Below are 22,080 nucleotides of genomic sequence, written 5' to 3' on the forward strand. Positions count from 1 at the left end.
CCTCAGGGACGCGGTGTTCGGCGCCGTCGACGGTGCCGTGACGACATTTGCAATCGTGGCCGGAGCTGCCGGCGCGGGCCTGGCCACCCACATCGTGGTGGTCATCGGCATTGTCAGCGTGCTTGCCGACGGAATTTCGATGGCGGCCGCCGATTGGTTGGGGGTGCGAACTGACGCCGACGACAAGCTCCATCGCGGAAGGGGCAGCCGAGCGGGCAACACTCAGGCGGTCAGGCGGACATTACTCGAGGCCGGAGTACCCCCCGAGCGACTGGAAACCTGCCTCCACCGGGTCGCCACGGACTTGGGAGCCACACAAGCCGTCACTTTGAAGAGCGCAGTTCACCCTGGGCGGGCAGCCCTTACGACCTTCCTTGCTTTCGTGACGGCAGGCATGATGCCCTTGTGGCCGTTCATCCTGAATCTTCCGAGGCCTTTCGCAACATCTGCCTTCGCTACCGCGGCGGCTTTCGTGATTATCGGATACCTTCGCGGCGTCTGGACGAGCCGAAAGAGCCTCCATACGATGGTGGAAACGACCCTGATTGGGGGAGGGGCTGCAATAGTGGCATATGCTGCCGGCATCGTGTTATCCGGCTGACGCATGACGAAAGGTCAAGGTTGTTTCAGCTGCATACGGATCAAAGTCCGTGCGATGCGGTCCAGTTCAAGAACCGCGTACAGAGCAACGGCCAGACCTGTAGCGATCAGCCATTCCTGCGTCCCTAGGCCCGCCGTTCCGAAGACCAGCTGCAGCGGAGATAAATATGTAAGCAGGAGCTGCGCAATCGCGGCGGTAAACAACCCGATTGCAACCGCCCAGGTAAGAGGAAGGACCTGCAAACCTCTTCCGGAGACGCGCCGGATGAACAGAAGGTATGCGCCCTCGATAAGTACGATGGTATTCACGGCGAGCGCTTGCGTCCGGCCAGTTTCGTATCCTTGCGAGTCCGACCATGCGACTGCCCAGAACACAGCAAGTGCTGCGTAGCCGGATACAAGGGCAATCCTCCAGATCATTTCCCGGTCAACCAAGGATGTCGCGGGATGTCGCGGGGGTCTGCTCAGGACGTCTGCCTGCGGCGGGTCAAAGGCCAAGCTCAGTCCCAGTGCGGTTGAGGTAACCATGTTTATCCAGAGAATCTGGGTAGGACTTATCGGCAGCGTCACACCGAAGAGAATCGCGATGATGACGATGAGTGCTTCGGCCCCGTTCGTGGGCAGGGTCCAGGCAATCACCTTGCGGATATTATCGTAAGCGACCCTGCCTTCCCGGATGGCAGCTACAATCGTCGAGAAGTTATCATCGGTGAGGACGATATCGGATGCGGCCTTCGCCACATCGGTACCCCGCCGCCCCATCGCTACCCCGATATCGGCGCGCTTGAGGGCAGGGGCATCGTTCACCCCATCCCCCGTCATGGCAACGATCTTGCCCCTTGCCTTCAGCGCCTCGACCAAGCGGAACTTGTGTTCCGGTGTGGCACGGGCAAACACGTCGACCGAACCGATCCGATCCTGAAGTTCATCGTCCGTCAGCTGGTCGATATCCGCTCCTGTAAGAACCTCCGCGCCGGGCCGTATCCCGACCATCTCGGCGATGGCTGCCGCGGTAGCGGCGTAATCCCCGGTAATCATCTTTACTCGCACCCCGGCATCCTGACAGGCCGCGACCGCGTGTTGCGCCTGCTCTGACGGAGGATCGAAAAACGCGACGACGCCAAGAAGCGTAAGCTCGCGGATGTCTTCAACTTCCAGCCGGTCGACGGAGTTTGCCTCTTTACGGGCAAAGGCCAGAAGTCTTAATCCCTCGGCCGCCAACTCCTTGATCCTGTGCTCCCACTCCAGCGGCGAAAATGTCGCGACGCCGGTTGCTCCGATCATCTTCGAGCAACGCGCGAAAACAGCTTCTGGCGCTCCCTTCACATGGATTGTTCGACCGTCGCCCTCCTGTACAAGCACGGCCATGAACCTCGCAGAAGTGTCGAACGGGATCTCGCCCAGCCGCGAGCTATGCTCAATGAGGTGATCCGCGTCGAGCTCGATACGGCGCGCCAGGGACAACAGGGCGACATCAATCGGGTCCCCGAGGAAATCCGATGAGCCGTTGTCACCTTGTGCGCGGGCGTCGTTTGCCAAGGCGCCTGTTGCGCAGAGCTCCGCAAGCCCGGGCGGATAGCCTTCACTGGGTTCCTGCTCTTGTGCGTCCGGCAGAGCCAGTGCGGGTGAAGAGGCATCGAGCACGACATACCTGGCGACCATCTGGTTGATTGTCAGCGTGCCCGTCTTGTCGGTGCAGATGACAGACACCGCGCCAAGGGTTTCGACCGCCGGCAGCTGGCGCACGATTGCACCCCGCGTGGACATTCTCTGCACCCCGATTGACAGGGCAATGGTAATGACGGCCGGGAGACCTTCCGGAACCGCGGAGACCGCCAGGCTGATCATCGCCAGGAAGGCGTAATCCACCGGCATCTTCGAGATCACCAACGCTGCGGCAAACAGGACGCCACAGGTCACGACAATCGTGACACTCAAGACGCGGGCAAATCGTTCGATCTGGTTCAGCAGAGGAGTTCGAACATCTTCGACCGAAGTAAGCGAGCTCCCGATCTTCCCGAGTTCAGTCGTCACTCCCGTGGCCACGACCACTCCCAGGCCCCGGCCGCCGGCCACCTGGGTGCCCGTATATGCCATTCCCTCCCGGTCGCCCAACATCGCTTCGGCGGGGACCGGCTCCACGCTCTTGGAGACGGCCACGGATTCACCGGTCAATGCTGCTTCCTGAACCGAAAGCCCCTCGGCCTCGATCAGGCGCATGTCCGCGGGAACCGCGTCGCCCGGCTCCAGGTGAACGATATCGCCAGGTACCAGGTCTCGTGTCTTTACCCGCAGGCTCTGTCCGCCCCTTCGGACGGAGGCCTGTGTTTGCAGCAAGTTGCGAACGGCGGCGAGGGCATTCGCCGCGCGCCCTTCCTGCATCAGGCCCACCACTGCGTTTATCGAGACCACGGCAAAGATCACCACGGCATCGAGCATATGCCCCAGCAGCAGGGTTACCCCGGTCGCCAATAGAAGAACCTGAATGAGGTGATTGGATAACTGGCCCCGAAGCCGCTCAAGTAGACCCGGCGGCTTCACCTCCGGAAGAGCATTGAAGCCAAATTGCTTTCGCCTTCTTTCCACTTCGTCTGTCGGGAGGCCCGTCCGCCCGGACGACCAGGCCTGCAACACGTCGTCGCTGGACATCGAATGCCACGAACCGTGGGTATCCCGCGCGGTCGGCTCTGCAGCCGGAACCTCCCCGGCCTTCGAGTGTATGCCCCTGGGCCGTGCGGCCTGGGTCACCATGACGCTGACCACGGCGGGATTAACCTCCGCATGCCCTCGCGCTTCCGGGGATCGGGGAGGAAGTAGCTCCCCAGGGCGGCATCGAGGCCCGATGCCTCCCCTCCGACTGGTCGGTCCTGCAGCTTCATCCGGGGCCCCCTTTTTTGTACCATCTCGCACAGGCAGGCCGGGCGCCTTGACGGAGATCAAGGCAGGGCCGGGATGGATGGCTTACCGCTGGGCGCGACTCCAATCTCACCCACTGAGGAGGGAAGCACATGACACGCGCAAAACAGGCAGGCACGACTGCCCCGGAAATCAGCCGTATGGCTCCCGACGACTACCCCTACTTCCAGTTCGTGGAACGCTGGAACGGACTCTTGTCCGAATGCTGCAGCTTTGCGGCAGACCGCGTGCGCGCAAACGTGGAGGCGCAGACAAGAATCCTTCACTGCACCAACCCGGGCGATGTACAGGTTGAACTCTTGCGCTACGCGCACCGAATGGTGAGCGAGTACCAGGAGGAGGCGGCCCGGATTTCCCGAGTGTTCGAAACCACGTCGGCGTTCACGGCACCGAATGCAGTGAAGGCCTCGGAGGGCAAATCTTCGACTGCCGTTTGACCCCGGTCGGCCACGTGACGGCCGACCGGCTGTACGGTGCAGGCGCTTGACGGGCCGACGGCGCAGTCCTGCGACAGCGCCTCTTCAAGAAATCAATCTTCGCGCCCGTGGCGGCCCTGCAGCTTCTTGAACCGCGCTTCGCGGTCGACGCCGCCGGCACGGCTGTGCTCAGCTCGATTGTCGCGACGACGCTCGCCCATGCCCGGCCGACCATTTTCAGAATGTTCGCGCCGGCGCTCGCCAAAAGCAGACTTCCGATCCTCGAGTCTGTCGGCCATCTCGCCATGACGCTCCTGCCACTCACCGTGCTTGGCCTGCATGTGCTCACGCCGCTCCCCGAAGCGAGCCTTCATGTCGTCGTGCCGCCCCTGGTGCTCGGAACGCTTGCCCCGGAACTGCTCGCGTCGGTCGTGGCCGGCGGACCGGCGCTCTTCCATCTTGGCCCTCATCTCTTCGTGCCGGCCCTGGAACTCGCTGCGTTTCTGGCCCATCGCGGCCTTGCGCTCCTCCATCTTCGCCCGGAACTCGGCCTCGCGCATGGCGCGGCGCTTCTGCATTTCGAGCATCTTCTCGCGCCGTTCAGCGTTCGCGTGCCCACCCTCGGCCATCCGGAACGACCGGTCGAAGGCTGGCCCGTCGGCTGCAGGTCCCTCGGCAAGGGCAGGGGAAGACGCCAGGGCCATGCCCAGCGCCACGATTAGAATACGCTTCATGAAATCTGTCCTTTGCTGATCTCGAAGATCATATAGGAAAGGCGAGATCCGAAATACAAATGCCCGCAGGCTACATCATGAACGCGGATGGCACCTGCTCACGGGCACGGTGGATTTCATGGAACGCTTCATCGAGGGCAAGCTCGGCCTCGAAGATCGAGCTCCCCTCCGCCACCAGCTCGTCGTCCTCGTCTCGAACCTCGAACTTGTAGACCTCGCCGGCGAGGTAGGTGTTCATCAGCATGATCTCGTCGCCGAGCCGCATCAGCGCCTCTTCGTACAGGGTCTCGCTGAGTTCCTCCCGCCGGAAGTAGCGCAGCACGGCACCATGGGATGCATGTATGAAGCCCACGAGGTAGCCCTGCTTCGCCCCGAGGAACGGGCGACTGTGGAGCTGGAAGTAGGGTTCCTGGCCATGCGGATTCACCGGGATCGCGTAGAGGGGCAGGGCGATGACATCTGTGGCCTCGGCCATGCGGTCCTTCAGCGTCTCCATGGTCGTCGTGTCAGAGGGGTCGTCGGAGGTCATCTTCCCGAACCGGCGGTCGGGGGCAATCACCATCCGGCCCAGGTTCTCGAACCCCTCATCGCGCGGGGAAACGGCATCGGGGTCCGGCTGCACGAGAACCGAGTAGCCGTCCTTCATGGCGGTGAATGATCTCTGTTTGCGCGGCATGGGCATTCGTCCTTTGCCGAAGCAGGTGCAGCCGGTCACGCAAGGGACGGCCGCACCAGACGTCAGGCGGAAGCCTTTCGCCCCGGCGTTGTTTCCCTGGCGGTAGTGCATTCCAGGAATTCCCCACCGTCAATCAGGGATCGCATCTCGGCCGCGGTGTCGAGAACTTCGTAGCTGCTGCTTTGCGCGTGGAAGCCATCCCGCGCCATGGTGGCGACCGGTTCCTGTGTCTCGCCGTCAACCAATATCCACGCCAGTTCCACCTGGTACTCTTCATCGGGGGTCCGCCTCGCCGCGATCAGGCTGCCGACTGTGTAGGTCTCCGTGAGGCTTCCACCCGCAATCGGCGCGTAGCTTCCATCCTCACGCCTCTCGACGCCCAGCATCTGGCGATCCCAGGCGTCCAAGCCGAGTTCCGCGGCATTTACAACCTCGACGATGAAGTCACGCAATGTATCGCTGACGAACATGCCGGCACTGAAGGTGACCATCGCACGGCTCTTCCCATCGACTTTCGCCTCATCCGGACCTCCAGCCCGGACCCGGGCGGAGCGCGACGTTCCAGCAGCCTCGATCCACCAATCGCGCTCGTCCGATCCGCCGGCTTCCTTGTTTCGCGACACCCAGAAGGTATCGTTCTTGAGCTCGGTCACTTGCGCATACCCCGCCTGGAGGACCGCGCCATTGGCGATGTAGAAGCCGTCCTCCTCCAGGGTCTCGGCGACGCCTCGCCCGAGGTTCGATGCCACGCGCCAGATCCGGTCCTCGAGCGTCCGGGCAAGATGGGCAGAGCCACCTGGAAGCAGGTTCTGAAGGGTGATCTCGCCGCGGGGGCGTTTGCCGGCCACCCAGGCCACCCGACCGCCCTCAAGGCTTCCATCCTCGCCGCGCTCTATCCCCACGTACCGGGTGGGGCCGTCCAGCTTGACGATGGGTGTTTCCTCCGTCCCGAGATTTTTCAGAGTTTTCGGCACGAGCCTTCCGCCGCGCACCATGTTCTGCGGGAAGATGTCGTTTTGGTACGAATCCGTGGCCTCCCTGAAAGGTTGGAAGCCCCCTCCATCGCGCATCCGGTCCAGCATCCGAAGTATCGGGAGGGATGCCGCAGCAGCCTGGAATTTACGCGGCATCTCGTTCACGTAGTCCACATCCGAAGCTTTCCGGAAGGTATCGAAGCCGTAGCTGACGTGTACCTCCTTTGGCTTGGCATTGCGGAGGGATGCGAGGATTACCAACTCGCCGTCGGGAAGACGCATCTGCACGAAGTTCCCGTCATAGCCTACTTCGCGGACGAGAAGCTCTGCCTGGGCCTCCTCGATTTCCGTCGAAGCCGACCTGAGCGCGATGTATTCTGAAAAGGAGCTGTCCTTGCTGACTACGTCGAAGCCCACCGGCGAGATGGGATCGTATCCCTGCATGGTGAGACTGGCCATCTCGCCGCTCGCGTCCAACCGCTCGAGTGATCTGAAGGTATCCAGATCGAGGCGCTCCCGGCTGCCGACCGCCCTGAGGGACGTCGGCTCCACGTCCGGGCAATCGATCAGGCGGCGCCATGCTGCCCGGGATACAGGGGCCTCGGGATCGCACTGGGAGGCGGCAGCGGTGATGCGCGCGGCCCCGTAGAGGACGTGCTCACCAGCGAGCTCCGCGCCCTCGATCCGGTGGTCCCTGACGAGAACGACACCGTCCTTCGAGATCGATATATCCACGTTCGCGTCGCCATCCTCGTGGACGAACGTGTCCATGAAGTTCCGGGCTTCGCCCTCGGGGGAGAAAATCATCAGCGAAGTGGGGTCGACGCGGACGGCTTCCGGGGGCTTTCGCACCATATCGCGGGCAGAGGGGCCGCCAAGGATGCGCGCCGTGGACCCGCTGAAGGTGCCTTCCTTGAGAACCTCCTTCATGCCTTCCACGAGGGCGGCGAGACGGTCGTAGATGACGCCCTCGGTGTTGGAGAACAGGCACACCGGGCTCACATCAAGCGCGATGTGCCCGGTCTCGAGGTTCTTGAACAGTGCCCCCGCCGGGGTGACTTCGGCCCGGCCTTTCTGTGCGGTCTTCGTCACGATCAGCGCCCAGCTGTCGACCTTCTGCGCATCGACCGCGTGCGGAATCTTCTCATCGGGCATCTTGGCGATGCGAACCGTGTACTCGCCCACGCGCACAAGCTCCCGGTGCGTGATTGTCAGGGTGTCCTCATGGAGCACCTGACGCCCGGAGCGTTGGACCTGCCGCGGCTCCAGACCCTTGGCATCGACCAGAGCGTCGAGATCGAGCCCGTATTCTGGCAAGGAACGATTTCCCGGCCCTTTGGCCTCCTTGATGGCCATTTTCTTGAGGTCGATCTGAGCCGCCATCAGGATGTCCCGCTGGGCGTCGAACTCCCCGTCCGGGACGTCGTTCACCAGGCACCACACCTCGCTGTGCCCGTTCTTCACCGAGTTCGCGTAGCCGCGGCCACCGAGGCAGTTGCGCAGCGCGACCGCAACGGTCTTCAGCCCCCGGGGGACGACTTGCCGCCATACCAGGTCGTCGGCTGCGGCCTCGATCCGGACGGGCTCTCCGTCCTCGCGGGAGACGGCAAAGACGCTGTTCCGGCTGGTGCCGGCGTGGCGGATGTTGTGCCGCGCCATGCTCTCGAAGAGGTCGTCCGCGAGTTCGTACGCTCCGCGGACATCGTAATGAGCAAGCGAATTCAGAATCTTTTGCGCGCTCTCTTTGCGGGCGCCCGATTGGGTGTCTTCTTCATCGAGAAGTGTGTCGAGCATGTCCCGGACATGGCTCAGCTGGTCCTCGGAGGCGTGACTGAGTGCGAACCTGAAGACCGGCTCGCCCGCTTCAAGTTTCCGCTCGGCCCATTCTGGGAGCTCACGGGCAAGAGGTGATCCGGAGCGGACTTCCACCAGGTCGCTGAGGCGGGATTTCAGAAAGTTTCGCGCGTGCTTCTTCAGCCATTTCGCGATGCGGTCATCCTTCGTTTGACCGCGGAAAATGCGACCCAGCTCTTGGTTGATCCGGTTTTCGTTGATGACGTCGAACATGCCTGCACCTCTCTTCCGGGAGGAGATGCAGGCAGGGGTGAAAGGGAGGTGTGGGAGGCGACCGGAAGCCAGCCACCCCGTTGATCCACATCAATGATGGAAAGCCGCGTTCCCGGTACATTGGTGGAAAGGGAAGCGAGTATAAAAATGCGACAAGCAAAATTGACAATTATGGGCGCGGCCGACACGGTCACCGGTTCCCGGTATCTGCTGGAAGCCGAAGGACGGCGGGTCCTCATCGACTGCGGCCTCTTTCAAGGGTACAAGAAACTGCGGAGCCGTAACTGGCAGCCATTCCCGGCATCTCCCTCAACAATCCATGACGTGCTTTTGACGCATGCTCACCTGGATCATTGTGGATACATTCCTCGCCTGGTGGCGGAGGGATACTCGAGGCAGATACATTGTACACATGCAACGAGGGATTTGAGCGAGCTCATTCTCAAGGACAGCGCCTTTCTTAATGAACAGGACGCCGAGCGCAGCAATCGCTACGGGTACACGAAACACAAACCGGCCAAGCCTCTCTATACCGTACGCGAAGCAGAGGATTCCATCTCAATGTTTCATCCGACCACATTTGGTGACGTCCACAGGATGGGACCATTGGAGTTCCAGTTCATACGCGCGGGCCATATTCTGGGAGCCGCATCGCTGAAAATCTGGTACGGGGACCGCAGCATCGTCTTTTCCGGGGACATCGGACGGCGTGATGATTACACGCTTGCTGATCCGGAAACATTCGACAACGCCGATTACGTGGTGATCGAATCCACGTATGGGAACCGGCATCATGGACCACCAAACGCGCTGGAAACATTGGAGGCCGTCATTCAACGCACGACGGCTAGAGGAGGCAGCGTCATCATCCCTTCCTTCGCTGTGGGCAGAACGCAGCAGCTGTTGTACCTCCTGAGTGAGCTAGATCGAAAGGGCCGTTTGCCGCGGGTTCCAGTCTACCTCGACAGTCCGATGGCGATAAACGCCTCGGACATCTACTGTGCACATCCTGATGACCACCGTCTGGGGAAACACGGATGCAGAGAAGCGTTTGGCATCGCTCGGTACGTCCACACGACAACTGAGTCAAAAGGCATCACGGAAACCAAGTTCCCGAAGATAATTATCGCAGGGTCCGGCATGGCAACCGGCGGTCGGGTACTTCACCACCTAAAGGCTTGTTTGCCAGACCACAGGTGCACTGTGATCCTCGCCGGATTCCAGGCTGGAGGGACGCGTGGCGCCAAGCTGGCTGCGGGGGCCGACCAGATCAAAATTCACGGTATGAGCTTCGATGTGAATGCCGAGATCGTTCAATTGGATCAGTTGTCTGCACATGCCGACCAATTCGGTCTTCTCGATTGGTTCTCCCAATTCAAGGAACGCCCTCGAGAGGTCTTTGTAACCCACGGCGAGGCTGATGCCGCAGACGCGCTACGATTGGCCCTCGCTGAAAAATTCGACGTGAAGGCGACGGTATCTGACCACATGGAAACCCACAATATATGAAGCTTCCGTGCCTTCTAGGAAGTTTCGAGGATTCCATCATCCGAACTCCAGCCTCCCGCCGGATTGTAGAGGCGGGAATGCAGGGATGGTTTCGGTTTGCAAAAAATTCCGGTCCCATTGTCTTCTTCCGAGTTTGACCTCGATCAATGTACCCATCATGCAAATCTGCCAAAATGACTGCATCGCATTGGGAGAAAGCAGATGAGCCTTAGAACACTGGTGGCAGTCTTTACCAAGGACAACCCTAACGTTTTGGTCCGGCAGGCGGCGACGATTGCGCGGCAATGCGATGCCCACCTTATCGGCCTATACGTCATAGAAGACCCGTCATACTACCCGATGATTTCCGGCTACATGACCGAAGAGTTCGTCGCTGAGATCGCATCGCGACAACAGAAAGAGGCCGGTACCGTAAAGAACGTCTTCGACCGGATCACCGCGGCGGAAGGCATTCGAGCCGAATGGCGCGGCATTCACCAAGGACCGAAGACGGTTCTCGAACACATTCATGACACTGGCAGGGGCGCTGACATGGTGCTGATGGCCCGTGGCTACGATACTTCGATGCGGGTAGAGACCATCCGTGAAGAGGTAGTTCGTACGCTTGGTCGGCCTGTGCTCCTGTGCCCTGAACGGGCCGATCTGCCCGCGCTCCCGAAACGCGCCCTGGTGGGCTGGAGTCCGACCCGGGAAGCCGCTCGGGCGGCTTTCGACGCCTTGCTCTTGCTTGCCCCCAAAGCTGAAATCACCCTGCTGCACGTGGGCCCCCTGAACTCGCACGAACTGGCGGATGGAGCGATGAATGACCTGGCCGCGGCGCTGTCGCGACACGGGGTATCTGTAACGGTCTCGCATCGGGAGGCAAAACGAGCATCGGTTGCAGAAATCCTGGAAGATGAAGCTCGCGAAGTAGGCGCGGGGTTCATTGCTACCGGCGCATTCGGCCACTCAAAGGCATACGACTTCGTCATCGGAGCCGTTTCGCATGAACTTCTCCAAACGTGCAAGCTTCCGGTCCTGATGTCGAAGTAAAAATACGCTCGTTTTGAGCCAAGTACGACTGAATGGAGAAAAGAAAATGAGACTTCTCATCACCTTTTTGGCACTCGCAGCCACCGCCGCAAGTGCCACGGAAACGAATGCCCCGCCGAACGCAAGCGACGGCGGGGAGGTATACCAAAGGCTCTGCAGCGCATGCCACGGTGCATCCGCCAAGGGTGACGGGTACTTTGCTGAGCTGCTGACAAAACGCCCTCCCGACCTCACTGCGATTTCAGAAAGAAACGGCGGAGCCTTTCCGACATTTGAGGTCATGCGAAAAATAGATGGCCGATCTCTCGTTCTCGCGCACGGGCTCCTCATGCCTGCTTTTGGTCCCGAACTGGATGCAGAGCCCGCTTTCGGCCGAACCTGGACCGGCCAAACGGTTCTCACTTCGAGGGGAATTGCGGATGTGACAGCATACCTGGAGAGTATTCAGAACCAAAGGTAGAGGCGCTACCGCTCAGTTCTTGTCGCAGGAGCCGTTCTCTGCCCTGCTACTTCAATGAATGCTCCGGCGAGAGCCGCCTCAGGGAGAACGTACCAAACGCTGATGCCGGCAAACGGGGAGGGGACGCTGAGTTCCCACAAGGCTTCCAACGCGCTTCCACACAGCAACAGAAGCATGACGCCCATCCAAAGACCAATCCAGCCTCCGAGTGCGCCCGCCGGCAAGCTTTTCAGGATCGGAACAGGCTGCGCCAACAAAGCCAGGCCGATGGTTGCCCCAAGAATGACCCCCCAAAGAACGATCCCCCACACCAGCAAAGCGTTGGTGACGTTTGCCGGGCTCGGCGTCAGCGGTGCGATCAAGCCGACGAGAAGCCCGATTGTCTTGCACACCGCCAGCGTTTTCAGCCGTGGGTTCAGAGTCACCGGCTTCCTCCCTGTTGGATAGAAGCCAGGTATTCCGAGATGGCTACCAAGGGCCGCGGCGTCGGTGTTTTGATGCCGTCTCCACTGTCGTAGTAGATTGTCGGTCCATCCAGAACCTCCGCGAACTCGGGCATCGAGGGGTGCGTTGTGTTTCTGCGGAAGTACCCGTGGACCTGGGACCTCACCTGCGCATGCGGGAACTTGTCGTCTGGTCCGGAGATGCGGGTGAGGTCGGCGGGCCTGGGACGGAAATTTCCCGCCATTGGCCCATCCCCAAGTCCGGTTGATCCGTGACAAACGGAGCAATGCTCTGCGTACAACTCAGCTCCCGTCATCTCGGCATTACCTCGCGCGACGGTATCCTCGCTGCCTGTTACGGTGCACGCCCCGAGTACCAGCGCCCCTGCCATACATACGAATTTTCTGCTCATCTGCTTGCCTCATGTCTTCACACATGACTTTACGAACATGACCGATGCCAGACATTGACTTGGATCAAATCGGGTGGGCGTGTAAGGTTCCGTTGCTTTGGGGGGCGATGACGATGGCCGTTGAACTCTTGCGCAGCACGAAGTGTATGGACTGCCCCATACGGCATCGAGCGGTGTGTGCGCGTTGCGACACGGAGGAGTTCGCGCGCCTCGAGGCAATGAAGTACTACCGGACCTTCGAACCCGGGCAGATGATCGTTTGGCGCGGTGATCGTCTCAAAAGCGTGGCATCCGTCGTCCAGGGTGTCGCTTCGGTCAGCCAGACGCTCGAGGATGGCAGGACCCAAACTGTCGGTCTGCTGCTCCCTTCCGACTTTATTGGGCGGCCGGGCAGGGACATCGCAGTGTTCGATGTCACCTCAGTGACCCAGGTTACGCTCTGCTGCTTCGCCAAGGACCCTTTCGAAAAACTGGTGGAAACCTCGCCGCACATCAGCGGAAGGCTTCTGGAGATGACACTGGATGAACTTGATGCGGCGCGCGAATGGATGGTGCTGTTGGGCCGCAAAACTGCAGGCGAAAAGATCGCGACATTCATTACCATGCTCGCGCGCCGCAGTATGGTCAGTGGTATCGAGGATGGTGGGGCCATTCTGGAGCTGCCCCTGTCGCTGGGCGCCATCGCGAACTTCATTGGGCTTACGTTGGAGACCGCCAGCCGACAGATGTCGCTGCTCAAGAGGCACGGTATCATCCGTTTGCATGGAAGCAAAACAATCGAAATTTTAGACTACCAGCGCTTGGCTGCTGCGGCGGGCGAAGACGCGCTTTCGGCCTGATCTCCGGGTGTGTGCTGCGTCCGTCGAGCCGGCTAGAGCACTTCGGACTACCGGCACATTGACCGAGATCAATGATGAGCGTGATCTCATCGGGCATCCTGAGTAAGAAATCAGGAGGAACGCCCAAATGGCACATCATGGAACGGTAGCTGTCCTTGTCAGTGACGTGGACGTCGATAGAGCGGCATTACAGGCCGCTTTGGGCATGACGGAAGCAGATGACGCTCATCTTGACGTCTACTGCTTGGGCATAGAAACGACATCGGCGGAAAGCTACTTGGCCGGCACGGCCGTTCTGGTTGCTCTTCCGGACCGGCGAGCGGCGCAAGAAAAGGCGCTCCAGCTCGCCGACGACGTTCGGGAGGTAATTCCCGATTGGCGTGGGGATGTTCAAGTTCACAGAGAAACGGTTCCAGGCGGCCAGTTGCGCCGGCGGATCGGTCGGCTGGTGGGCTTCGCCGACAAGATCGTCATCGCCACGCCGTACGACAGCAATCAACGTGAGCGGCCGTTGGCTCTCGCTGCCCTCGATGCCGCACTCTACGAAAGCGGGGTTCCTGTAATCGTGGTCCCCGATGCGGGGGCAACGATACCCGTCGCACCGAAGTTGGTATCGGTTGCCTGGGATGGGAGTAGAGCGGCGATGGTCGCGGTCAGAAACTCATTGCCATTCCTCCGCAGAGCCGGGCAGGTCGATATCATCGTTGTTGGCCCCGAGATGGATTGGGAGCACCGGTCCGATCCCGGCGGGGAACTTGCACTTTTTCTGGCCCGGCACAACATCAATGCTCAGGTCACGGTCCTGGCGAACAACCGCCCGCGCGTCGCGGAAACCCTGATCCGGCGGTTGCGGGAAAGCGGCACGGAAGCCGCGATCATGGGGGCTTACGGGCATTCTCGCATCATTGAATCCCTCTTTGGTGGTACGACGCGAGACATGCTTGAAGCGGTTCCTGTGCCTCTGATCCTGTCGCGATGACACGCTTCGCTGCTTGTGGCTGATCGCTGTCCCACCAGAAGCTTTTTCCAGTAGTTCCCCCCGGTTGGCGACATACGCTCCGCATCCTGGGGGAACTTCAGTGCGTGGTTCGACCCGCCGCGCAGAATGTCTCATAGAGGGCGGCCATCATCGCCTCCACCTCTGCATCTGCGAGCCGGTAGTAGATGGTCTGTGCCTCCCTGCGGGTGGCAACCATTTCGGCATTCCGGAGCCGGGCGAGGTGCTGACTGAGCAGCGACTGGCTGATCCCGATGCGCGGTTGCAGGTTGCCAACCGAGATTTCCCCCTCAGCCAGCACACACATGATGAGAAGACGGCTCGGGTGCGCCATCGCCGCAAGCCGTTTCGAGACGTATTCAGCTTTTTCTCGCAGCTCCGGGAACCCGTCCGGGTGCTCGTGCCTTGCCATATGAGAACGCCGTAATAAACCTTTGTCGCATATAGGGCGACACTCAGGGTTTGCAAAGACAACCGAAGGTGCCTCATGGAGCTTGATACCGCAACCGCCTACACACCATGGGCCTCGCTCTTCGGGGGCATCCTGATCGGGCTCAGTTCGGTGATGGTGATGGTCCTTCTCGGCAAGATCGCCGGCATTTCGGGGATCACCAAGGGACTTATCGCCGCCGTCGTACCGCAAGCCGGAGGACCGAAGGATCAAGGGTGGCGCATTGCCTTCATTTGCGGGCTGCTGGGCGCGCCCTTGGTATACGCGGTTTTCGCCGGACAGCTGCCCCAGCAAACCGTTTCCGACAACTTGCTCGGTATGATGGTAGCCGGTCTTCTGGTCGGCCTCGGGACCGCAATCGGTTCTGGCTGTACGTCCGGCCACGGCGTCTCGGGTCTTGCGCGGCTGTCGAAGCGTTCGCTGGCAGCTGTTCTGACCTTCGTAGCGGCCGCGGCGCTGGCGGTCTTCGTTCTGCGCCACGTGATCTGAGGGGAGTGCCATGCGTCTTGTTGCAGGATTCATCTCGGGCTTGGTCTTCGGTCTCGGCCTCATCATTTCGGGTATGTCTAACCCGGCGAAGGTGCTGAACTTCCTCGACGTCTTCGGAACCTGGGATCCGAGCCTCGCCTTCGTCATGGGCGGTGCATCTCTGACCGCCTTCCTGGGTTACCGATGGGCCTGGAAGCGCCCGGCGCCGATCTATGGAGACAAGTTCGACGTACCGACCAACAACAAGATCGACGGCAAGCTACTCACGGGTGCGGCGATCTTCGGTCTCGGCTGGGGCATCGGCGGGTTCTGCCCAGGCCCGGCATGGACTGCTCAGCCGATGCTTGCCCCGGGCGCCCTTGTCTTCATGCCCGCCATGCTGATCGGGCTGTGGCTCGGGCAGGGCGGTGCCAAACCCCTGATGCAACCGAAAGGAGCCTAAAATGGCCAAGGACTACAGCGACGGCGACAAAAAGGTCCGCTTCTCGCCTTCCACCGGAGCAGGTAGCCCCGAGGTCTGGGGCATCTACGAGCCGGATACCGGATCAATTCAGTATATCTGCGTCGACCCCGCGACCCGAAAGGCAGCGCTTATCGATGTCGTGCTGAACTACGACCCGGGCGAGTCCATGACGTCCGAGGAAAGCCTCGAGCAGGTCATGCAGATTGTCGATGGCGAGGGGCTCGAGGTCGAGTGGGTGCTCGACACGCATCCCCATGCCGACCACGTCATGGCTTCGGCCCGGCTCAAGAAGCGCACCGGCGCGCCCAACGCCATCGGTGGCATGGTGCCCGAGATCGCCGACATCTGGCGCGACATCTACAACATGCCAGAGGCCTTCGATCCGGAGAAGGATTTCGACCGTCTGTTCGCCGCCGGCGACACGTTCAAGATCGGCGAACTCGAGGTGCAGGTCATGTTGTCGCCTGGGCATACGCTGGGCTCGATTTCCTACCTTTGCGGAGATGCTGCGTTCGTGCACGACACGTTCATGCATGTCGATGTCGGCACGTCGCGCGCCGATTTCCCGGGCGGCACCACCGAAGAATTGTGGGACTCGATCCAAGATATTCTCTCGCTGCCTGAGAACACCCGCCTCTTCGTGGGCCACGACTACGGGACCGAAGAGCGTAAGGAGCCTGCTTGGGAGGCCACTGTGGCAGAGCACAAGGCGCGCAACCCGCACGTCAAGGAAGGCACCCATAAGGAGGATTTCATCAAACTTCGCGACGAGCGCGATGCCACCTTACCGCTGCCGGACCGGATGCTCGCCGCTCTGCAAATCAACCTTCGCGGCGGGCGCTTGCCTGAGCCTGAGGGTGATGGCCATTCCTACCTGAAGATCCCGGTCGACAAAAAACTCTGAAATCACGGAGAGGAGAACAGCCATGCCGATGACCATGAAAGACCTGGTTGCGGAAGCGAAAGCGAACATCACGTCGATCAGCCCGGAAGAAGCCCAGAAGGCGCAAGAAGCCGGAGACCTGATCCTTGACGTCCGTGAGCCCGCCGAACTGGACAGCGACGGCCGCATCGATGGAGCGCTGCACGTGCCACGCGGGGTGATGGAAGCGAAGGCAGATCCCGAGAGCGGGGCGACCGAGACGCGGCTGGCAGAAACCCGTGAAAAGGGGAAAGTGCACGTTCTGTGCGCCTCCGGCGCCCGGGCTGCCGTGGCAGCCCATACCCTGACCCGCATGGGATACCGCGCCAGTGTGATCGAGGGCGGGTTGAAGGGTTGGAAAGAGGCCGGACTGCCCGTCTCCTGATACGCACCCGGCGAGGGGTCCGTCATGCTGAAACGGTATCTTCCCATCCTCGATTGGGGCCGACGCTACGACCGCGCTTGCCTCTTCGGCGACCTCCTTGCCGCGGGGATCGTGACGATCATGCTGGTGCCGCAATCGCTGGCATACGCGATGCTGGCGGGCCTGCCGCCGGAGGCGGGGATCTACGCCTCCATCCTGCCAATAATCCTCTATGCCGTTTTCGGCACCAGCCGCAGCCTCGCGGTCGGGCCGGTGGCAGTTCTGTCCCTGATGACCGCGGCGGCCATCGGCAAGCTGGGTGGCGAGGGGATCGATCCGGTAACCGCCGCACTATCGCTGGCGCTTCTCTCGGGCGCGATCCTCTTGGCGCTTGGATTGCTCAAACTCGGCTTCCTTGCCAATTTCCTGTCTCACCCGGTGATCGCGGGCTTCATCGCCGCGTCCGGCATCCTGATCGCAGCCAGCCAGCTGCGCCACATTCTGGGCATAGAGGGCGGCGGGCACGACTTAATCGAGATCGGCGCGAGCCTTACTGAGGGGCTGGGCGACATCCACCTCATCACCGTCGTAATCGGCGTCGCTGCCCTGGCCTTCCTGTTTTGGGTGCGTCGTGGCATGAAGCACGCGTTGCGTCGGATCGGGCTCGGGGAGCGCGCGGCCGATGCCGGTGCGAAGGCCGGGCCGATTGCCGCCGTGGTCGTCACGACGATGGCGGTCTGGGCTTTGGGCCTGGACGCCAAGGGCGTGGCCATCGTCGGCTCGGTGCCAGGCCAGCTGCCACCCCTGACCATGCCGGATCTCTCGCCCTCGACGCTGGGGGCGCTGGCCCTCCCGGCGTTCCTGATCTCGATCATCGGCTTCGTCGAGTCGATCTCGGTGGCACAAACGCTGGCCGCCAAAAAGCGCCAGCGCATCGACCCTGATCAGGAGCTGATCGGTCTCGGTACCGCCAATCTCGGGGCTGCCTTCACCGGGGGTTTCCCGGTCACCGGCGGGTTCGCACGATCAGTGGTGAACCACGATGCCGGGGCGGAGACCCAAGCGGCGGGCGCATTCACCGCAGTTGGACTTGCGCTCGCGCTGTTCCTCACGCCACTGCTTTATTTCCTACCCACCGCCACGCTGGCGGCGACAATCATCGTCGCAGTGCTTAGCCTCGTCGACCTGTCGGTGCTGCACCATGCGTGGCGGATCTCGCGCACCGATTTCGCCGCGGTCAGCCTCACCATTTTGCTGACGCTCCTGATCGGCGTGGAGGCCGGAGTGGCCGCCGGCGTCGCGACCTCGATCCTGCTGCATCTATACAAGACCTCCCGCCCGCACATCGCGGTGGTGGGCCGGGTGCCCGGGACCGAGCACTTTCGCAACGTGCTGCGCCACCGCGTCGAAACCCAGCCCCACATGCTGATGCTGCGGATGGATGAAAGCCTCTACTTCCCCAATGCCCGGTATCTCGAGGACCAGCTTTCCGAGTACATCGCCGACCGGCCCGAGCTCAGCGAGGTGGTGCTGCAATTCTCCGCGGTCAACGAGATCGACCTCTCGGCGCTGCATTCGCTGGAGGCGGTAAACGCGCGGCTCAAAGATGCCGGCATCCGCCTTCATCTAAGCGAGGTGAAAGGCCCGGTTATGGACCGACTGCGGCGCAGCCACATTCTTGAGAACCTCACCGGACGGGTCTTCCTGTCGCAGCAAGAAGCTTGGGAAGCGCTGCGCGACGGTGACCGGGTGAACTTCTCGACGCCAACCGTGGGACCGCATGCCGATCCCGACAAGGGAGCTGCCCCGGAAGAGACATCGGATACACGCCGGAGCAGCGGCGCCTGATCACTACGTGCCCTCAAAAAGGAGACCCACATGACCCTCCGCTTTGAACAGATCCTCGCCGACGGGGTGGCGGAATGCTCCTACTTGGTCGGAGACGACTCCGCCCATGTCTGCGCAATCATCGACCCGCGGCCCGATGTCGACATCTATATCGACCTCGCCCGGCGTTACGGGCTGGCGATCACCCATGTCTTCGAGACCCATATTCACGCCGATTTCCTTTCCGGCGCGCGCGAGCTGGTGGCCCGGCTTGGCGGCCGTCCCAAGCTCTCTGTCAGTGTCGAGGGTGGTGCGGAATACGGCTTCGACCACGTCCCGGTCCGGGACGGCGACGAATACCGCTTCGGCGGCATGCGGATGCGCGCGGTCTTCACACCGGGTCATACGCCCGAGCACATTTCCTACATGCTCTACGACGGCGATACGGAGACGCCCTGGGGCGTCTTGTCGGGCGATGCCTTTTTCGTGGATTCGGTCGGCCGGCCCGACCTTCTCGGCGAGGACGAAACCGAGGAACTGGCGGAAAAGCTCTTCCACACCGTGCGGGACGTCTTCATGGCGCTCGACGACGACGTCATCATCTATCCTTGCCACGGCGCGGGCTCGGCCTGCGGCCCGGATATCGGAGACCGCATGGCCTCAACTATCGGTTACGAGCGTCGCTTCAATCAGTATGCCCGCATCACGGAACTTGATGAATTCAAGGAAGCGATCCTCGGCGATGCGCCGCCGGTGCCGACGCATTATCCGCGGATGAAGAAGGTCAACGCCGCCGGTCCCGAGGTCCAGGGCAACCTGCCGCGCATCCCGCCGCTGAAGGTTGAAGAGTTCGCCGAATGCGCTGAGGCTGGGGCGCAGATCCTCGATACCCGCGACATGATGGCCTTCGGTGCCGGCCACGTTCCTGGTAGTCTCAATATCGGCGCCCGGCCGGAGCTTTCGGTCTGGGCCGGTTGGCTGCTCGATCCGGAGAGGCCGATCTACATCGTCGCCGAGGACGACCGCGAAATCGACGGCATACTGCGGCTGCTGTGGCGCACTGGTTTTACTAAGTTCGGTGGCTACCTCGCCGGTGGCATGGAGGCCTGGCGCGAGACTGGCCGCAGCTTTGCCCAAATTCCCCAAATCTCGGTGCATGACCTTTCCAGCTCCGACACCGTCACCCCGCTCGACGTGCGCAAGCCGGACGAGTGGGACCAGGGCCACGTTCCTGGGGCTGTCCATGCCTTCCTGGGGGAGCTGCGCGACAAATTGAGCGAGCTCGACAAGGACAAGACTTACGCCACTTATTGCGCCAGCGGTTTCCGCGCCAGCATCGCTTCAAGCATCCTGCTGCGCCACGGCTTTCAGAATCTTCGCAACGTCCCCGGTAGCTGGAAAGCCTGGACCGCCGCCGATCTTCCGGTGGAAGGCGGTGAGTAGGGCGTCATCGGCCTCGTCACCTCCGTTGTGGGCGTCGGCTTCCTGTTTCTCGCCGTCGGGGGCATCTGGGTGCTCATTGATGCGTTCCTGATCCCGGGCATGATCCGCCAGGACAAGGACGCGATCCGTGCGCGGTTGACCGAGGCCGCCTGATCCTGCCTGCCCGAACTGCAATCAGCCTGCATCAATTCCGGCCGCTGGATGTCACCCCTTCGGCCGGAATCCGTGGCCTTTAAACGCCCTCTAACTCTGTCGTGTTCTTTTCCGGTTTGGACGTCAGCGCGCCAGCGCCCTGGCTGAAGAACATCGCAGGAGAAGACATGAAGTTCATCACGAAGACCGCCCTGGTTCTGGCCTTGCTGGGAACCTCGGCATGCGGCGCCCTGGATTTCGGCGCCGGCGGCCGCAATCACCCCGATGCGGATGGCAAGTGGGATTCCAAGGCCGCGAAGCAGATCGACGAGACCCTGGCCAAGGCCGCAGAGCGCTCGGCGAACGCCAACGAGACCCTGGCGCAGATCGAACGCACTCGCACGGCCCCGACCGAGCCGTCCCTCGCGGGTGCAGACCTCGAGAACCTGCCGCCGGAGCTGCGCCGCCCGACCACCATCGAGTGGGTCGGCCCGGGCGTCGACCTGGTGGGCGAGCTGGCCCGCAACATCGGCTACACCTATGCCGTCGCCGGCCAAGAGCCCGCGGTCGACATCATGGTCTCTGTCTCGGCAGTCGACGAGCCGGCCATCAAGGTGTTCGAGGACATCGGCTACCAGGTTGCCCAGTACGCCGAGGTGTTCGTCGACCCGAACGCCAAACGCATCGAGTTCCGCTACCACAGCGACCAGGTGGCCGAGGCGTCCGCTCCGCGGATGTCGGCGCCGTCCTTCAACGCGCCGGGCAAGGCCCCGACCGCGGTGCGCAAGCACAAAGAGAAGCTCGGCAAGTAAGGGGCTTCGCATGACACCGACCAGAATGGCGGCATTTGTGGTAGGGGGTCTCCTCCTGTCCGGATGCGCGCAAACCACTCCCTTCGAGACGGCACCGATGATCTCGTCGGCCCACCACATGGGTCGCGACAGCACGGCGCCGATGCCGGGGCCGCGGGCGGACGTCAATGAAGGGCTCCGGCATCTCGAGGACATTACCAAGGTGGAAACCCGGTCCCTGTCCGAGCTCCAGGCCCTGGAGCCCGTGGGCGACGAGCTCGACGAGGACGCCTCTGAGGAGGACAAGCTTCGACGCCCTGCGCTGAAGGAGACCGCACGTGCCTACGGCGCGCGTGGTGGCCTCGCACACGCCACTCGGCAGACGAACGTGATGCTGCGCGAGCGGGCCGACAAGCTCGATCAGATCTACGACTTCAAGAAGATCATGATCCGGGGGCCCGACAGTTCGGTGGTTCTGCCGCCGGTCATCTCGGAAGCGGAGGATACCTACGAGGTCGCCGACGCCGGGAAGACGATCCGCGTGGCGGACACGGTCTACGAGATCATCGCGCAGGCGCGGTTCTCGCCCGTCCCGCCGTTGTGGCACTCCTACCTGATCCGGGAATACGGGGCTCCGAACCGGCCGCCGGACGAAATCCTGCCGCGCACGCCGGCCGAAAGGGAGTTGTGGGAGCACCACGTTGCCGAGGGCTGGGAGGCTGGCCTGAAGCAGGCCAACGACATCTTCCAGACCGACCTCAATCGTCTGGACCGCGACTACGGCGGCATGCTGAAGTTCAAGGAGCTCCTCGCGGAGGGCAAGGTCAGCGCACCGGTGGTGTCGAAGGCACCGATGGGTGTGACGGGCTCGGGATCGGGGATGCGGGTGAACGACCGCGCCATCCGCATCACGCGCGACCCGCAGCTGCAGACCGACACGTCTCTCTGGACGCCGACGATCACGAACGGCTCTCCCGGCGAGTATGCCCGGCCACGCAACGAAGAGGCCGGCATTCACGACTACCCGAGCGCCGCGGATCGGCAGTACTGATCGTTCCAGCGACATCCCGAGATCATTAAGGGCGCCCGGATCACGGGCGCCCTTCCCGTTTTCGTGACTGG

23 protein-coding genes are annotated in these 22,080 nt (G+C 61.9%); 16 read left to right on the plus strand and 7 right to left on the minus strand.

The genetic code is table 11. From position 1 onward, the window contains the following. On the plus strand, positions 1-601 hold a 601-nt coding region (locus ACXYMW_RS10270; protein WP_459035228.1), incomplete at its 5' end, for a VIT1/CCC1 transporter family protein. A 14-nt stretch (positions 602-615) separates the two neighbouring features. Here ACXYMW_RS10270 and ACXYMW_RS10275 read toward each other — a convergent pair. Then, on the minus strand, positions 616-3,249 hold the full coding sequence (locus ACXYMW_RS10275; RefSeq protein ID WP_459035229.1) for a cation-translocating P-type ATPase: 2,634 nt from the start codon (positions 3,247-3,249) through the stop codon (positions 616-618). Positions 3,250-3,608: 359 nt separating this feature from the next. Between ACXYMW_RS10275 and ACXYMW_RS10280 the strand changes: the two genes are divergently transcribed. Next, positions 3,609-3,953 carry a hypothetical protein gene (locus ACXYMW_RS10280; RefSeq protein ID WP_459035230.1) on the plus strand — a complete coding sequence of 115 codons (345 nt, stop codon included), beginning with the start codon at positions 3,609-3,611 and terminating at the stop codon, positions 3,951-3,953. A 92-nt stretch (positions 3,954-4,045) separates the two neighbouring features. Here ACXYMW_RS10280 and ACXYMW_RS10285 read toward each other — a convergent pair whose 3' ends face one another. The 3 genes from ACXYMW_RS10285 to ACXYMW_RS10295 all read right to left on the minus strand — a co-directional run bounded on the left by ACXYMW_RS10285 (position 4,046) and on the right by ACXYMW_RS10295 (position 8,383). Further along, positions 4,046-4,666, minus strand: a complete 621-nt coding sequence (locus ACXYMW_RS10285; RefSeq protein ID WP_459035231.1) for a hypothetical protein — start codon at positions 4,664-4,666, stop codon at positions 4,046-4,048. A gap of 70 nt (positions 4,667-4,736) precedes the next feature. Continuing rightward, on the minus strand, positions 4,737-5,312 hold the full coding sequence (locus ACXYMW_RS10290) for a hypothetical protein (RefSeq protein WP_459035232.1): 576 nt from the start codon (positions 5,310-5,312) through the stop codon (positions 4,737-4,739). 92 nt (positions 5,313-5,404) lie between these two features. After that, positions 5,405-8,383, minus strand: coding sequence for a hypothetical protein (locus ACXYMW_RS10295; protein ID WP_459035233.1), 2,979 nt, complete (start codon positions 8,381-8,383; stop codon positions 5,405-5,407). A gap of 93 nt (positions 8,384-8,476) precedes the next feature. Here ACXYMW_RS10295 and ACXYMW_RS10300 point away from each other — a divergent pair, with 93 nt between their 5' ends. The 3 genes from ACXYMW_RS10300 (at position 8,477) to ACXYMW_RS10310 (ending at position 11,384) form a co-directional block, all read left to right on the plus strand. Continuing rightward, positions 8,477-9,892 carry an MBL fold metallo-hydrolase gene (locus ACXYMW_RS10300; RefSeq protein ID WP_459035234.1) on the plus strand — a complete coding sequence of 472 codons (1,416 nt, stop codon included), beginning with the start codon at positions 8,477-8,479 and terminating at the stop codon, positions 9,890-9,892. Positions 9,893-10,093: 201 nt separating this feature from the next. After that, positions 10,094-10,924 carry a universal stress protein gene (locus tag ACXYMW_RS10305; RefSeq protein WP_459035235.1) on the plus strand — a complete coding sequence of 277 codons (831 nt, stop codon included), beginning with the start codon at positions 10,094-10,096 and terminating at the stop codon, positions 10,922-10,924. Positions 10,925-10,970: 46 nt separating this feature from the next. After that, on the plus strand, positions 10,971-11,384 hold the full coding sequence (locus ACXYMW_RS10310; RefSeq protein ID WP_459035236.1) for a c-type cytochrome: 414 nt from the start codon (positions 10,971-10,973) through the stop codon (positions 11,382-11,384). A 5-nt stretch (positions 11,385-11,389) separates the two neighbouring features. On the opposite strand, the gene ACXYMW_RS10315 is transcribed toward ACXYMW_RS10310, so the two are convergent. After that, a complete protein-coding gene (locus ACXYMW_RS10315) occupies positions 11,390-11,809 on the minus strand; it encodes a hypothetical protein (RefSeq protein WP_459035237.1) in 420 nt (139 codons plus the stop codon). Then, entirely contained in the window at positions 11,806-12,240 is a 435-nt protein-coding gene (locus tag ACXYMW_RS10320; protein WP_459035238.1) for a c-type cytochrome, read from the minus strand. The genes ACXYMW_RS10315 and ACXYMW_RS10320 overlap by 4 nt, the downstream gene beginning before the upstream one ends. A gap of 113 nt (positions 12,241-12,353) precedes the next feature. Between ACXYMW_RS10320 and fnrL the strand changes: the two genes are divergently transcribed. Both fnrL and ACXYMW_RS10330 read left to right on the plus strand, forming a co-directional pair. Beyond that, on the plus strand, positions 12,354-13,079 hold the full coding sequence (gene fnrL, locus ACXYMW_RS10325; protein ID WP_459035239.1) for a transcriptional regulator FnrL: 726 nt from the start codon (positions 12,354-12,356) through the stop codon (positions 13,077-13,079). Positions 13,080-13,206: 127 nt separating this feature from the next. Beyond that, positions 13,207-14,058 (plus strand): universal stress protein, encoded by an 852-nt coding sequence (locus ACXYMW_RS10330; protein WP_459035240.1) that lies wholly within the window; start codon positions 13,207-13,209, stop codon positions 14,056-14,058. 97 nt (positions 14,059-14,155) lie between these two features. On the opposite strand, the gene ACXYMW_RS10335 is transcribed toward ACXYMW_RS10330, so the two are convergent. Continuing rightward, a complete protein-coding gene (locus ACXYMW_RS10335) occupies positions 14,156-14,488 on the minus strand; it encodes a metalloregulator ArsR/SmtB family transcription factor (protein ID WP_459035241.1) in 333 nt (110 codons plus the stop codon). A gap of 75 nt (positions 14,489-14,563) precedes the next feature. On the opposite strand from ACXYMW_RS10335, the gene ACXYMW_RS10340 reads away from it, so the two are divergent. From ACXYMW_RS10340 to ACXYMW_RS10380, 9 genes are all read left to right on the plus strand, one after another. Further along, the gene (locus tag ACXYMW_RS10340; protein ID WP_459035242.1) at positions 14,564-15,016 is read left to right on the plus strand and encodes a YeeE/YedE family protein; all 453 of its coding nucleotides are present in this window, start codon (positions 14,564-14,566) and stop codon (positions 15,014-15,016) included. Positions 15,017-15,026: 10 nt separating this feature from the next. Further along, positions 15,027-15,458 (plus strand): DUF6691 family protein, encoded by a 432-nt coding sequence (locus tag ACXYMW_RS10345; protein WP_459035243.1) that lies wholly within the window; start codon positions 15,027-15,029, stop codon positions 15,456-15,458. Between the two features lies 1 nt (position 15,459). Further along, positions 15,460-16,383 carry an MBL fold metallo-hydrolase gene (locus tag ACXYMW_RS10350; protein ID WP_459035244.1) on the plus strand — a complete coding sequence of 308 codons (924 nt, stop codon included), beginning with the start codon at positions 15,460-15,462 and terminating at the stop codon, positions 16,381-16,383. 22 nt (positions 16,384-16,405) lie between these two features. Next, positions 16,406-16,786, plus strand: a complete 381-nt coding sequence (locus ACXYMW_RS10355) for a rhodanese-like domain-containing protein (RefSeq protein WP_459035245.1) — start codon at positions 16,406-16,408, stop codon at positions 16,784-16,786. A gap of 24 nt (positions 16,787-16,810) precedes the next feature. Continuing rightward, complete coding sequence (locus tag ACXYMW_RS10360; protein ID WP_459035246.1) at positions 16,811-18,613, plus strand: SulP family inorganic anion transporter; 1,803 nt, start codon at positions 16,811-16,813, stop codon at positions 18,611-18,613. Positions 18,614-18,643: 30 nt separating this feature from the next. Then, positions 18,644-20,035, plus strand: a complete 1,392-nt coding sequence (locus tag ACXYMW_RS10365; protein ID WP_459035247.1) for an MBL fold metallo-hydrolase — start codon at positions 18,644-18,646, stop codon at positions 20,033-20,035. Between the two features lie 27 nt (positions 20,036-20,062). Further along, the gene (locus ACXYMW_RS10370; RefSeq protein WP_459035248.1) at positions 20,063-20,188 is read left to right on the plus strand and encodes a hypothetical protein; all 126 of its coding nucleotides are present in this window, start codon (positions 20,063-20,065) and stop codon (positions 20,186-20,188) included. A gap of 167 nt (positions 20,189-20,355) precedes the next feature. After that, positions 20,356-20,979, plus strand: a complete 624-nt coding sequence (locus tag ACXYMW_RS10375; protein ID WP_459035249.1) for a DotD/TraH family lipoprotein — start codon at positions 20,356-20,358, stop codon at positions 20,977-20,979. A 10-nt stretch (positions 20,980-20,989) separates the two neighbouring features. Further along, positions 20,990-22,009 (plus strand): type IV secretory system conjugative DNA transfer family protein, encoded by a 1,020-nt coding sequence (locus ACXYMW_RS10380; protein ID WP_459035250.1) that lies wholly within the window; start codon positions 20,990-20,992, stop codon positions 22,007-22,009. The last annotated feature ends 71 nt before the right edge of the window (positions 22,010-22,080 follow it).

The organism is Roseivivax sp. CAU 1761, assembly GCF_054482755.1.